We start from the raw sequence: 12,867 nt of genomic DNA on the forward strand, positions 1-12,867 counted from the left end.
TTTTTCCCATACTGAGCATAATAAGGAGTGATTGCTTTGGATGGGGCACTATTTATTTGGTTAAGTTGGATCGCTATCATCGTTCTTGTCTTCTTTGTTAAACCATCACAAACGACCCAAAATATCGTCGTTTTATGTTTGATCATGATTTGTGCAGCAAATGTGGAGATTTCGGTCGTGGTTTTTAACATGAACGGCGCATTGATTCTATGCTGGTTAATCGGCTATTTTATGTTAATGAAAACACTACATAGTAAGAAGTTTTACGCTGCTCTAGTCGTATTGATGCTTATGGCAGCTTACGCATCGATCGAACTCTTTTCTCTATATGATCCAGTGTTTAGCTATCTATACACATCATGGTCCATCGCTCTAGCACTGTTTGTTATCGTCCATTTGACGGTACAAGGGGCAGGACAAAGGTGCGCGCTTTTGATGCTTGCGATCGTACAAGGAGAACTTATTATGGCGGTAATCTATTATCAGATGGGCATTCAAACTGTGATTGGTAGGTATAGCTCTTTAGACATCATGGCGATATCTGTTACGGGCATCTTCATATGGGAAGGGTTTGTCCAGCTTACGAGCCACCTAGAGAACGTTATGAAAAAACATCAAGAAAGACGTGGTTATTCATGAATGAATTTACGGTTCCGATCTTGTTTAGTGTAATCATCGGTACGTTATCTCGAATCTATATGTTTCGTACAGATTATCGTCAGTATCCTACTTATCCTCATGGGATGATCATTCATCTTGCATTAGGGTTTATTGCAGCTGCACTAGGGGCATTAGTAGTGCCTTCAATCATGTCAGAAGAATTTACAGCGGTCACTTTCTTGACGCTCGCGGCTTCGCAATTTAGAGAAGTAAGGAATATGGAAAGAAAAACGTTAACAGAAATGGATACGTTAGAGTTGGTACCAAGAGGAGCATCATATATCGAAGGAATTGCCGTTACATTTGAAGGTAGGAATTATTTAGTGATCTTCATTTCTTTTGTAACGTCGCTCGCTTATTTATCTTTAAACGTGTGGGCCTCTCTTGTAGCGGCGGTACTTTCATTTCTAGTAGCAAGAAAATATATGACTGGAAGTAAACTAGGAAAAATCGCATATATCGAACATTCTACACTTTCTTTTGAAGGCGCAGGGTTATATGTAGACAATATTTATATTATGAACATTGGGATACCTGAAAGACAGGAAGAAATTTTGAAACATGGACTAGGATTTGTAATTAGTCCTAAAAACTTTGACGCTAGGATGACGATCGGAAATCTTGGACAGAGACAAGCCATTCTTCACGATCTAGCAATTTCTCTAGGAGTTTATCGTGACTCAGGTACGCCAGCACTTGTTCCATTAATAAAACGTGACCTTGATGATGGGCGGATTGGCGTATTCATCCTTCCTCAGAATAATAATGTGGAACTTGCAAAAAAAATCATTTCGCAAGTTCCTACCCTTGAAAACGCTATTCGTATGCCTACTGAAACGAAAGAGAAGGGAAGTGATCAGTCGTGATCTTGGAAAAAGCGATACTGGCTGCTATTACGGATTCTGTACATAAAGTTCCGGTAGGTGCGAATGTGTTCGTTTGCGACACGAAAGCTGAAATGGATAAAGTTGCCGCGGAATTGGAAGCGATCCTGGACGGAATTGCCCATAAGTTGAGCAATGATGTGTATATTATCGTCAAACATTAGATAGATACTCTGTTGTTCATTGGTTGCTTTTTTGATAAGATATAAAAGCTATCAAGAGACTACACCCTTCTTAGTCAAGGAGGGTTTTTTACAATGAGCTACTGGAAAGTTTGTCCACGGCTTTCTAGAGGTAAGCTTAAGATAGATACTTATTTTGAAAGGGCGTGTACATATTGGCCAAGCCAGTTGTCGCAATTGTCGGTCGTCCAAACGTTGGTAAATCGACTATATTTAATCGTATTGTAGGAGAAAGAATTTCAATTGTCGAAGATACACCAGGAGTAACAAGAGATCGTATTTATAGTTCAGCAGAATGGTTGAACCGTGATTTTCATATTATTGATACAGGCGGTATTGAAATTGGAGATGCTCCATTTCTTTCACAAATTCGATATCAAGCTGAAATCGCGATCGATGAAGCTGATGTGATCATCTTTATGGTAAATGGTAGAGATGGCATCTCGAATGCGGATGAGGAAGTAGCAAAAATCCTCTACCGCTCAAAGAAACCCGTCGTGCTAGCAGTCAATAAAATTGACAACCCTGAACAACAAGCGTTGATTCATGATTTTTATTCACTAGGAGTAGGTGCTCCATTCCCGATTTCAGGATCCCACGGACTAGGACTTGGGGACTTACTAGATGAAGTATTTAAATTCTTCCCTGACGAAGGTGAAGTTGAATATGATGAGAACACCATCAAGTTTTCTGTTATCGGTCGTCCAAACGTTGGTAAATCGTCACTTGTTAACGCCATTTTGGGTGAAGAAAGGGTCATCGTTAGTAATGTAGCTGGTACAACTAGGGATGCAATCGATTCTTCCTTTACAAGAGAAGGACAGGATTACGTCATCATCGATACAGCCGGTATGCGAAAGCGTGGAAAAATTTACGAAAATACAGAAAAATACAGTGTGCTACGCGCAATGAGAGGAATTGAACGTTCAGACGTTGTTCTCGTTGTCATCGATGGAGAAGAAGGAATCATCGAACAGGATAAGAAAGTAGCAGGCTATGCACATGAAGCAGGTAAAGCTGTCGTAATCGTAGTGAACAAATGGGATGCTGTTGAAAAAGACGATAAAACGATGCGTAACTTTGAACAAAAAATTCGAGATCACTTCTTGTATTTAAGCTATGCACCGATCGTTTTCCTTTCTGCAAAAACGAAGCAGCGCCTTCATACATTACTACCTGTTATCAATACCGTTGCAGAGAATCACACGCTTCGAGTAAAAACAAACGTGTTGAACGAATTGATCATGGATTCTGTAGCGATGAACCCAACGCCAACAGATAAGGGGAGAAGGCTAAAGATCAACTACGCAACTCAAGTTGCGGTAAAGCCACCTACCATCGTACTGTTCGTAAATGATCCTGAATTGCTTCATTTCTCATATCGACGCTTTTTAGAAAATAGAATCCGAGAGACGTTTGGCTTCCAGGGAACTCCGCTTCGCATTCTTGCGAGAAAGAAGAGTGAATAAGGTTTAAGCATCTCATTTGAGGGGGGAATTCGATGATCGCAATTCTGATTTGCGTAGCTGCTTATCTTCTCGGATCAGTTAGCTTCAGCTATTTAATCGCTCGAATTGTGAAGAAGATAGACATTAGAGAACATGGAAGCGGGAACGCAGGCGCTACCAACACTCTCAGAGTTTTGGGCACTGTACCTGCGGTCGTGGTTCTATTACTCGATGTACTAAAAGGCGTTATCGCTGTTTGGTTAGGCTATTGGTTTTCAGCGGAACCCATCGTGCCTTTCCTAGCTGGTATCGCTGCGATTATCGGTCATAATTGGCCGGTATTCTTCGGGTTTAGAGGTGGTAAAGGAGTTGCGACTACGATTGGAGTATTCGCTACGATCGCCTTTTTACCAGCACTGTATGCAGGTATCCTTGCAATCATAGCTATTTTTATTACGAGATATGTGTCACTTGGATCACTTATTTTTGTTGTATTAACACCGGCATTTATCTTCTTACTCGGTGGTAATCCTGCATCGTATGTACTTCTAGGGTTTTTTGTAGCGATCTTATCACTATTTAGACATCGTACAAACGTGAAGAGACTTCTATCAGGAAATGAGAGTAAGATTGGACAAAAAGTAGAGCAGTGAGGAGTGAGATAGAATGGCGACGATTTCAGTAATAGGTGCAGGAAGCTGGGGGACAGCGCTTGCGATCGTTCTTGCAGATAACAACCACAACGTAAAAATGTGGGCTAGACGAGAGGATTTAGCAAAAGAGATTAATGAAAATCATACGAATGAAAAATATTTGCCTGGTATCACTTTACCTGCATCTCTACACGCTACTACGTCCCTTGCTGATTGTGTAGAAGGCGCGGAAGCAATATTACTCGTTACGCCTACGAAGGCATTAAGAGACGTGTTACCTGAGTTAAAGGGGTTAATCGCAGATCCTGTTTCGATTATCCATGCGAGTAAAGGTATTGAACCAGGGTCACTCATGCGTATATCACAAGTAATCGAAGAAGAAATTCCAGAGAATCTCAGAAAATCGGTCGTAGTGCTATCTGGACCAAGTCATGCTGAAGAAGTTAGTCTTCGTCATCCGACGACCGTTACGGTTTCTTCTAAGGATATCAAGGAAGCTGAATATGCGCAGGACCTCTTTATTAATTCGAATTTTCGTGTTTACACGAATGATGACATCATTGGTGTTGAACTAGGAGGAGCTCTTAAGAATATTATCGCTTTAGGTGCTGGGTTATCTGATGGACTCGGTTATGGTGACAATGCGAAAGCTGCTCTTATTACAAGAGGTTTAGCAGAAATTGCGAGACTTGGAGCTTCGATGGGCGCGAACCCACTTACATTTATGGGTCTTACAGGAATCGGCGACCTTGTGGTGACATGTACGAGTGCCCACAGTAGGAACTGGCGTGCAGGAAATTTATTAGGTAAAGGCAATAGCCTCGATGAAGTTCTTGAGAACATGGGGATGGTCGTAGAAGGGGTTCGAACGACTAAGGCTGCTTATCATCTTGCAAAGGAACAGCAGGTAGAGATGCCGATCACATCCGTCTTATATGAAGTGCTCTTCAATAATATTGAACCAAAAGATGGCGTAGATCAGCTTATGGGCAGATTAAGAACTCATGAAACAGAGGATCTCACATCGTTACTGGCTGATAAATTCGAATTGAATCGTAAACAATAGCTTTCAATTAATTTAGATAGGGAAAGCACGAAGTATTCCTCCTTGCATACACTATGTTGAACCATAATGGTAAGGAGGAAACAGTGTGAGCGATTTGTTTGATAATATTGAAAAGAAAACCAATGTAAAAAAAGAAGACATATTTAAATTGGCTGACTCGGTCCAAGGCGCAGACTTTTCAGATGAACGAACTGTGCGAAGGCTAATTGCAAACGTTGCTCGTGTAGCCAACGTGCAGGTATCTAAAGAAAAGGAAGACCGGATCGTAAAGGCCATCGTGAATAAAAACATACCTTTGGATTTCGCTTCCATTGCAAAGTTATTCAGCCAAAAATAGGAAAAGTAAACGAAATTTAGGCGTTTAAACGATACCGGATGGATGAAACATCATATACTGATACAGAACGATTATTGAGCAGAAGCACACTTCAATGAAATTCATATAGTCAAAGCTGAGGAAAAGCCCCTTTCTTCAGCTTTTTATTTGTGGGTACATAAAGAGTTCACTATTTTATCGAAAGGGGTTAGGACTGATCGGTTAAATTTTGATATAATGGTGGGCAGCAGTTAGATTAGACTGGAGGAACGTATATGTCACCGGCATTAATAAAAATGTGGGTAGCGCTATCATCAATGGGGTTGATGTTCGTCGCTGTACTCGCGATCATGTTCAGTAGAGCTAAATTAAATGGAGTATTAAAAGTACTCGTGTCAACCTTCGCTTATTTATGCATGTTCACTTCGGGTGTTCTCATGCTCCTCGTTGTTTTTACAGGTCCAACAGACTGAGGAGTTCTCGAAATATTACGTTGAAGGACTGAAAAAAATGAAAAAACTTGGACTAAATCTTCTTTTATGGACAAGCCTTTTACTTATTCTTTCTGGGTGTTTGTATCCAGAAAGTAGAAAAGGCGAAAATAGGATACCCTATACGGATCAAATCGAGTCGGTTCAGACGGCTGTCAAGCAATATCAAGATAATAAGTCCGTGCTTCCTATCAAAACGAGGGAACAAGGTACGCCTATCTATCAAAAATATCCGATCGACTTTAAAAAGCTAGTACCAGCTTATTTACAAGAGCCACCAGGAAACTCTTTTGAAAATGGGGGCGTCTTTCAATACGTACTGATAAATGTAGAAGAAGATCCGATGGTTCGAATATTGGATTTGATTATCGTTGAAGAAGTAAAAGACTTACAAATGAGAATCAACGATTATCGAAGAAACCATAAGTACCCACCGTTCAAAGACATCTTGGCAAAAGATCGATACTCTATCGATTACGAAAAGCTAGGATTGGACACCGAACCAACGATTAAAAGCCCTTTCACTAACGATGACCTTCCTTTTTTCCTCGATGAGAAAGGAAACGTTCACGTGGATTATCGGAGCGATCTAAACAAGGCGATTACGAATAATCCCGATCATTCCTTTGAAGAAGGAGATGATATTAGGGACTTATTAGCTTTTAATTCTTTCTACGTTCCAGTTTCGTCCGTACCCTATACAATTGAAAATGGTAAAGCTGTTTTTTTAGCAAAATAGGTATTTTCCCTTCTCTTTAGCAATACAACTATTAAAAAGAGGAGGGACTTTTTTATGTGGAGGATTTATAGAGGAGGCAAGGTGTTTCTCGTAAATCAAATGCTTTTACTGTGATTTGTCATATTTATTGGACAACATCATAGAATGATAGTGTCCAAGTAAGTCTGCGGTCAGTATTGAATTATTCCATCCAATGAGGTGGAATTCAGGAGGCGATCACGTGGAGAGAGTGGATATCTTCAAAGATATCGCAGAGCGTACAGGAGGAGATATATACCTGGGGGTCGTAGGTTCTGTTAGAACAGGCAAATCAACATTCATCAAAAAGTTTATGGAGTTAATTGTACTGCCGAATATGGAAAGTGACTCCGATCGTGCAAGAGCACAGGATGAACTCCCACAAAGTGCTGCAGGACGCACGATTATGACCACTGAACCAAAATTTGTACCTAACCATGCGATTCAAATTCATGTCGAGGATGGACTAGATGTTAATGTAAGGCTTGTAGACTGTGTAGGGTATGCTGTTCCAGGGGCAAAGGGATATGAAGATGATGATGGACCAAGAATGATCAATACACCTTGGTACGAAGAACCGATCCCATTCCAAGAAGCAGCTGAGATCGGTACACGTAAAGTCATCCAGGAGCATTCCACTCTCGGTGTAGTGATTACAACAGATGGTTCTATCGGTGAAATTCCTCGTCATGATTATCTTGAGTCAGAAGAAAGAGTGGTTGAAGAATTAAAAGAAGTTGGAAAGCCGTTTATTATGATCGTCAATTCGGCTCATCCGCACCATCCTCAGACAGAAGCATTAAGAGGAGATTTATCCAATAAATACGATATTCCTGTTATCTCACTCAGCGTTGAGAGCATGACAGAGCATGATATCAACAACGTGATGAGAGAAGTTCTTTATGAATTCCCAGTTTTAGAAGTGAATGTGAACTTACCGAGCTGGGTGATGGTGCTCCATCAAGATCACTGGCTAAGGCAGAACTACGAAGAATCCGTTAGAGAAACCGTTAAAGACATCAAAAGATTACGGGATGTTGATCGAGTAGTAGGCAATTTTGAAGAGTTTGAGTTCATTCAAAATGCTCGGTTAGCAGGAATTGAAATGGGTCAGGGAATTGCAGAAATCGACCTCTATGCCCCTGAAGACTTATATGACCAAATATTAAAAGAAGTTGTTGGGGTTGAGATAAGAGGGAAAGATCATTTACTTCAGTTGATGCAAGAATTTGCATTTGCGAAAGCTGAATATGACCAGGTTTCAGATGCCCTTCGAATGGTGAGACAAACTGGTTACGGAATTGCAGCGCCATCCATTGAAGATATGAGCCTCGATGAGCCTGAAATCATCCGTCAAGGATCAAGGTTTGGGGTAAGGCTAAAAGCTGTTGCGCCATCGATCCATATGATAAAAGTTGATGTGGAGTCAGAGTTTGCTCCAATTATCGGGACAGAGAAACAAAGTGAGGAGCTCGTAAGGTATTTGATGCAAGATTTTGAAGAAGATCCATTATCGATCTGGAATTCTGATATATTTGGAAGGTCTTTGAACTCAATCGTAAGAGAAGGCATCCAAGCAAAGCTTGGTCTTATGCCTGAAAATGCGCGATATAAGCTAAAAGAAACCTTAGAGCGAATTATCAACGAAGGTTCAGGCGGATTAATTGCGATCATACTATAATTGAACCGACTCCAATAGCTGGAGTCGGTTTTTCGCATGGTAACGAAACGATTGCAAAATGATCTTCATTACTTCCCAAAAGATTGATATAAAGCGTTTACAATTAGATGAAATAGCGGATAATAGAGAAAAAATCCCCTAAAAATGGCTCAAATCGGGACAAACATATTGAATTCTTCAGCGTCTTCGTATATTATAGGGCTTGCAAACGTACTAAACGTGCATTGCTCCGTATAAATATCGGATATTTTGTGAATGAATGTATGTATGCATCTCTCTTGAGAGGAGGTGAACGGAATGAACAAGACAGATCTTATCAATTCTGTTGCAGAATCTGCAGAGCTTTCTAAGAAAGAAGCTACAAAAGCTGTTGATGCAGTTTTTGATAACATTATGCAGTCCTTGCAAGAAGGTGACAAAGTTCAACTAATTGGTTTTGGTAACTTTGAAGTCCGTGAGCGTTCTGCTCGTAAAGGGCGCAACCCTCAAACTGGCGAAGAGATTGAAATCGCTGCAAGCAAGGTACCTGCTTTTAAACCTGGTAAAGCCCTTAAGGATGCAGTTAAGTAAATACATAGGGCAAAAGAAGAGTCGCACCTTATGCGACTCTTCTTTTTTGCTAACTGATCCTCCGTGTGCTAAAATTTTCATATGTATTGTAAGGTCCTGAATGGAGGAGTAAAGAACAATGTTTGAAGTTAATCATGGAAAAATACAAGAAGCAGTTAAAATGATCCTAGAAGCGATCGGCGAGGATCCTGAGCGCGAAGGCTTACAAGATACGCCAAAGCGTGTTGCAAGAATGTATGAAGAGATTTTCCAAGGACTTAATCAAGATCCAAAAGAACATTTCCAAACGATATTTGGAGAGGATCATGAAGAATTAGTCCTTGTTAAAGATATTCCATTCTATTCAACGTGTGAGCATCACCTAGTTCCTTTCTTTGGGAAAGCTCACGTTGCATATATACCAAAAGGCGGAAAGGTTACTGGTCTGAGTAAGCTTGCTAGAGCGGTAGAAGCTGTTACGAAACGTCCACAGCTTCAAGAACGTATCACATCAACTATTGCGAATACGATGGTCGACACACTAGAACCTCATGGGGTGATGGTCGTTGTAGAAGCTGAGCATATGTGTATGACGATGAGAGGCGTGAAGAAGCCAGGCTCTTCAACAGTTACTTCTGCAGTAAGAGGAATCTTTGAGACTGATACTGCTGCAAGAGCAGAAGTACTTGGTTTAATTAAAGGTTAATCCTGATTCAGGAGGGATATCATGAAATTAGAGAACAATGATTTCTTTGTTATTAAAGCTCTTGAGAATGGTGTGAACGTTATCGGATTAACACGTGGGTCTGATACGAGATTCCATCATTCTGAGAAGCTCGATAAAGGTGAGGTCATGATCGCGCAGTTTACCGAGCATACTTCTGCAGTGAAAATTAGAGGGAAGGCCGTTATTCAAACTAGCCATGGTGAGATTAACAACGATGAGTAAAGCAGGGTATTAAAGCCTGCTTTTCTTCATTTGGCACCGCTTCAGTTCCGTTTTAGCACAAGCCTTCTTGTGCTATACTAAGTATAAATACATACTCTACTGGAAGATACGTTAGGGGTAAGGGATATGAAGAATTCTATGGATCATAAACATCAACAACTAAACGTCGTACGGGAGATGTTGCATGCTCGTTTGGCACATTCTTACTTGCTTCGTTTCATCGATATACCAGTTATCGATGAGGAGAAGCTGTATCTGTTCCACGAGATGCTAGAGCAGACCTCTTTAGAGAAGGAAAGAAAGCAGGATACATTGCTCTCCATCATGCTTGTTCAGATAGCATTAGACACTCACGAACGTATCTCACTGAAAGATATTCAAAATGAAGGTGAGCGTAAGACGAGACAGCTGACTGTCTTAGCGGGGGACTATTTCAGTAGCATGTATTACCATATCCTATCTAAATGGCAAGACAACGATTTGATTCGTACGTTATCTGGAGCGATCCAAGAAATCAATGAATCAAAGATGGCTTTTTACCATGCGGATGATCAGTCTGTTGATCATCTATTTAAAAACTTGAAGGATATAGAATCCATCTTGATACGAAAGGTTGCAGAACATTTCGATCTTGATGAATGGAAGTCGTTCGGTACCCAATATTTTTATTTGAATCGCCTGCTTTTTGAAAGAAAACAAGAGTTAATTCAGACAGGGACCAACCTTCTTCACAAAATCGCCTTCACGTTTCTTTCAGTTAAAGGATCTACATTGACGACCGAACAAACGGCAAAGGCAAGGTCAGTTCTAGATTCGTACGTTGAACATGCTAAGAAAGACATCGATTTTCTATTTCAACAGTATTCTGATTTTCATCGCTGGTTTTATAATAGGCATGAGTTTTACTGGGGAATGAACGGTGTACATGAGAAGAAAATGGCGGAAGAGGGATAAATAGATGGCTACCACCAAAGAAGAACGCGTTCATCAAGTGTTTCAATCCATTTCAAAACGATACGACGTGATGAATTCTGTCATCAGCTTTCAGCGTCACAAAGCTTGGCGCAAAGATACGATGAGACGAATGGAAGTAAAAGAAGGAGCAAGAGCGCTTGATGTATGTTGCGGTACAGCGGATTGGACGCTTGCAATGGCAGAAGCAGTAGGTGAAAGTGGAGAGGCAATCGGGCTAGACTTTAGTGAAAATATGCTCGAAGTCGGTAAAGAAAAAGTAAAGAATCAAGAAAAGTCGAATGTGACGCTCATCCACGGAAACGCGATGGAGCTTCCTTTTGATAATAATTCTTTTGATTACGTCACGATTGGATTTGGACTGCGAAACGTACCGGATTACGATCAAGTGATTAAAGAAATGTATAGAGTTGTGAAACCAGGAGGTCGTGTCGTTTGTCTTGAAACCTCTCAACCGACGTTACCTGTTTTCCGACAAGTGTATTATGGGTATTTTAAGTTTGTCATGCCTTTACTCGGCAAGATGTTTGCTAAAAGCTATAACGAGTACTCCTGGTTACAGGAATCAGCCAGTTCTTTCCCGGGTGCGGAAGAATTAAGAAAGCTTTTTCTTTCGAATGGCTTCGAGCGGGTAGATGTGAAGCCATACTCTGGCGGAGCTGCTGCAATGCATATGGGCTTTAAACCAGAAAAAATCAACCATTAAAGATATTTGTGAAAATCAGTTAGGTGGATCTCATGAAACTAACAACGATATATGCCTCATTAAAAAAAGATTTAACTTTCATAGAGTCAGAACTCGAACAGACGGTGAATGCTCACCACCCAGTCTTGCGAGATGCATCTAACCACCTTCTTAAAGCAGGGGGGAAAAGGATACGTCCCGTCTTTGTACTGCTTTCCGGGAAGTTCGGAGATTATGACCTTTTAAAAATGAAGAATGTTGCGGTTGCATTAGAGCTGATCCATATGGCCTCACTCGTTCATGACGATGTGATCGATGATGCTGAAATGAGAAGAGGAGCCAAAACCATTAAAGCCCAGTGGGACAACCGTGTAGCGATGTATACGGGGGACTACATCTTCGCCAGAGCCCTTGAATTAGTTACGGAACTAGAAGATCCTGAAGCAAACAGCATTCTGTCGAATGCAATCCTAGAAATGTGTATCGGTGAAATAGAGCAAATAAGAGATCAGTTTAATTGGAATCAGAATTTAAGAGATTACTTTAGAAGGATCAAACGGAAAACCGCGCTTCTGATTTCGATTTCATGTGAACTTGGAGCCGTTGCTGCAGGGGCATCTAAAGCTGAACAATGGCACCTCAAGCAATTCGGTTATTTCGTAGGGATGGCCTACCAGATCACAGATGATATTTTAGATTACACAGGTACTGTAAGGGAACTAGGGAAGCCAGCTGGTGGAGATCTTCTTCAAGGGAACATCACGTTACCCGTTCTCTATGCGATGCATCAGGGGAATGCAAAACACGACATCATGAACGTATTCTCCGATGGAAAACCAGTATCACAACGTGAAGTGGATCAGGTTCTCTCTATCGTAAAGTCTTCTGGGGGAATAGAATTCGCTCGAGAGATTAGTGATCGCTACCTTCAAAAAGCATTTCAAGCGCTAGAGCATCTGCCATCAACTTCTTCGAGAACCTCACTCAAGCAAATCGCAGAATACATAGGGAAAAGAAAACATTAAAAGTAATGTTGTTATTTTTTCGAAAATTTGATAGAATTTGGAGGGCAGAAAACGCTTTCTGCCCAATACATATAACTTGTTGAAAGTGAGGAGATTTACATGGAGAAAACGTTTTTGATGGTAAAGCCTGACGGCGTTCAAAGAAACCTTATCGGTGAAATCGTATCTCGTTTCGAGAAAAAAGGTTTTAATTTGGTGGGAGCTAAATTGATGACGGTTTCAAAAGAGCTAGCAGAAAACCATTATGGTGAACATAAAGAGCGTCCTTTCTTTGGAGAACTCGTTGATTTCATTACTTCTGGACCTGTCTTTGCAATGGTATGGGAAGGTGAGAACGTAATCTCAACAGCTCGTACGATGATGGGTGCAACAAACCCGAAGGATGCTGCTCCAGGTACAATTCGTGGGGACTACGGTGTTCAGGTTAGCATGAACGTTATCCATGGTTCAGATTCTCCTGAAAGTGCTGAGCGTGAAGTATCATTGTTCTTCAACGAAAATGAAGTGAATGAGTATTCAAAGACCATTTCTAAATGGGTTTAATTTTTT

17 protein-coding genes are annotated in these 12,867 nt (G+C 40.8%); all 17 read left to right on the top strand.

All coding sequences use genetic code 11. The features are described 5' to 3' along the window. Nucleotides 1–36 precede the first annotated feature (36 nt). The 17 genes from ACXADT_RS11970 to ndk all read left to right on the top strand — a co-directional run bounded on the left by ACXADT_RS11970 (nt 37) and on the right by ndk (nt 12,861). Entirely contained in the window at nt 37–639 is a 603-nt protein-coding gene (locus ACXADT_RS11970; protein WP_474835296.1) for a YphA family membrane protein, read from the top strand. Beyond that, on the top strand, nt 636–1,526 hold the full coding sequence (locus ACXADT_RS11975) for a YIEGIA family protein (protein WP_270179071.1): 891 nt from the start codon (nt 636–638) through the stop codon (nt 1,524–1,526). The genes ACXADT_RS11970 and ACXADT_RS11975 overlap by 4 nt, the downstream gene beginning before the upstream one ends. After that, nucleotides 1,523–1,708 (top strand): capping complex subunit for YIEGIA, encoded by a 186-nt coding sequence (locus ACXADT_RS11980; protein WP_270179070.1) that lies wholly within the window; start codon nt 1,523–1,525, stop codon nt 1,706–1,708. The genes ACXADT_RS11975 and ACXADT_RS11980 overlap by 4 nt, the downstream gene beginning before the upstream one ends. A 173-nt stretch (nt 1,709–1,881) precedes the next feature. Next, nucleotides 1,882–3,195, top strand: a complete 1,314-nt coding sequence (gene der, locus ACXADT_RS11985) for a ribosome biogenesis GTPase Der (protein WP_270179069.1) — start codon at nt 1,882–1,884, stop codon at nt 3,193–3,195. A gap of 32 nt (nt 3,196–3,227) precedes the next feature. Next, nucleotides 3,228–3,827: a glycerol-3-phosphate 1-O-acyltransferase PlsY gene (gene plsY, locus ACXADT_RS11990; protein ID WP_270179068.1), complete on the top strand. Its 600-nt coding sequence runs from the start codon at nt 3,228–3,230 to the stop codon at nt 3,825–3,827. Nucleotides 3,828–3,840: 13 nt separating this feature from the next. Further along, complete coding sequence (locus ACXADT_RS11995) at nt 3,841–4,893, top strand: NAD(P)H-dependent glycerol-3-phosphate dehydrogenase (protein WP_474835298.1); 1,053 nt, start codon at nt 3,841–3,843, stop codon at nt 4,891–4,893. 85 nt (nt 4,894–4,978) lie between these two features. Further along, nucleotides 4,979–5,230 carry a stage VI sporulation protein F gene (locus ACXADT_RS12000; protein WP_270179066.1) on the top strand — a complete coding sequence of 84 codons (252 nt, stop codon included), beginning with the start codon at nt 4,979–4,981 and terminating at the stop codon, nt 5,228–5,230. Nucleotides 5,231–5,484: 254 nt separating this feature from the next. Next, entirely contained in the window at nt 5,485–5,682 is a 198-nt protein-coding gene (locus ACXADT_RS12005) for a DUF2768 domain-containing protein (protein ID WP_270179065.1), read from the top strand. Nucleotides 5,683–5,719: 37 nt separating this feature from the next. After that, the gene (locus ACXADT_RS12010) at nt 5,720–6,439 is read left to right on the top strand and encodes a hypothetical protein (RefSeq protein ID WP_270179064.1); all 720 of its coding nucleotides are present in this window, start codon (nt 5,720–5,722) and stop codon (nt 6,437–6,439) included. 220 nt (nt 6,440–6,659) lie between these two features. After that, on the top strand, nt 6,660–8,138 hold the full coding sequence (gene spoIVA, locus ACXADT_RS12015) for a stage IV sporulation protein A (protein ID WP_270179063.1): 1,479 nt from the start codon (nt 6,660–6,662) through the stop codon (nt 8,136–8,138). Nucleotides 8,139–8,435: 297 nt separating this feature from the next. Then, nucleotides 8,436–8,708, top strand: a complete 273-nt coding sequence (locus ACXADT_RS12020) for an HU family DNA-binding protein (RefSeq protein WP_224877993.1) — start codon at nt 8,436–8,438, stop codon at nt 8,706–8,708. A gap of 118 nt (nt 8,709–8,826) precedes the next feature. Beyond that, nucleotides 8,827–9,393 (top strand): GTP cyclohydrolase I FolE, encoded by a 567-nt coding sequence (gene folE / locus ACXADT_RS12025; protein ID WP_474811392.1) that lies wholly within the window; start codon nt 8,827–8,829, stop codon nt 9,391–9,393. 21 nt (nt 9,394–9,414) lie between these two features. Further along, nucleotides 9,415–9,636, top strand: a complete 222-nt coding sequence (gene mtrB / locus ACXADT_RS12030; protein ID WP_224877989.1) for a trp RNA-binding attenuation protein MtrB — start codon at nt 9,415–9,417, stop codon at nt 9,634–9,636. A 126-nt stretch (nt 9,637–9,762) separates the two neighbouring features. Next, on the top strand, nt 9,763–10,590 hold the full coding sequence (locus ACXADT_RS12035) for a heptaprenyl diphosphate synthase component 1 (protein WP_270179061.1): 828 nt from the start codon (nt 9,763–9,765) through the stop codon (nt 10,588–10,590). Nucleotides 10,591–10,594: 4 nt separating this feature from the next. Further along, nucleotides 10,595–11,314 (top strand): demethylmenaquinone methyltransferase, encoded by a 720-nt coding sequence (locus tag ACXADT_RS12040; protein ID WP_270179060.1) that lies wholly within the window; start codon nt 10,595–10,597, stop codon nt 11,312–11,314. A 32-nt stretch (nt 11,315–11,346) separates the two neighbouring features. Further along, complete coding sequence (hepT, locus tag ACXADT_RS12045) at nt 11,347–12,318, top strand: heptaprenyl diphosphate synthase component II (RefSeq protein WP_270179059.1); 972 nt, start codon at nt 11,347–11,349, stop codon at nt 12,316–12,318. A gap of 99 nt (nt 12,319–12,417) precedes the next feature. Further along, nucleotides 12,418–12,861, top strand: coding sequence for a nucleoside-diphosphate kinase (gene ndk, locus ACXADT_RS12050; protein WP_474835301.1), 444 nt, complete (start codon nt 12,418–12,420; stop codon nt 12,859–12,861). Nucleotides 12,862–12,867: the final 6 nt, after the last annotated feature.

This window comes from Anaerobacillus sp. ABR4_321 (assembly GCF_056158505.1).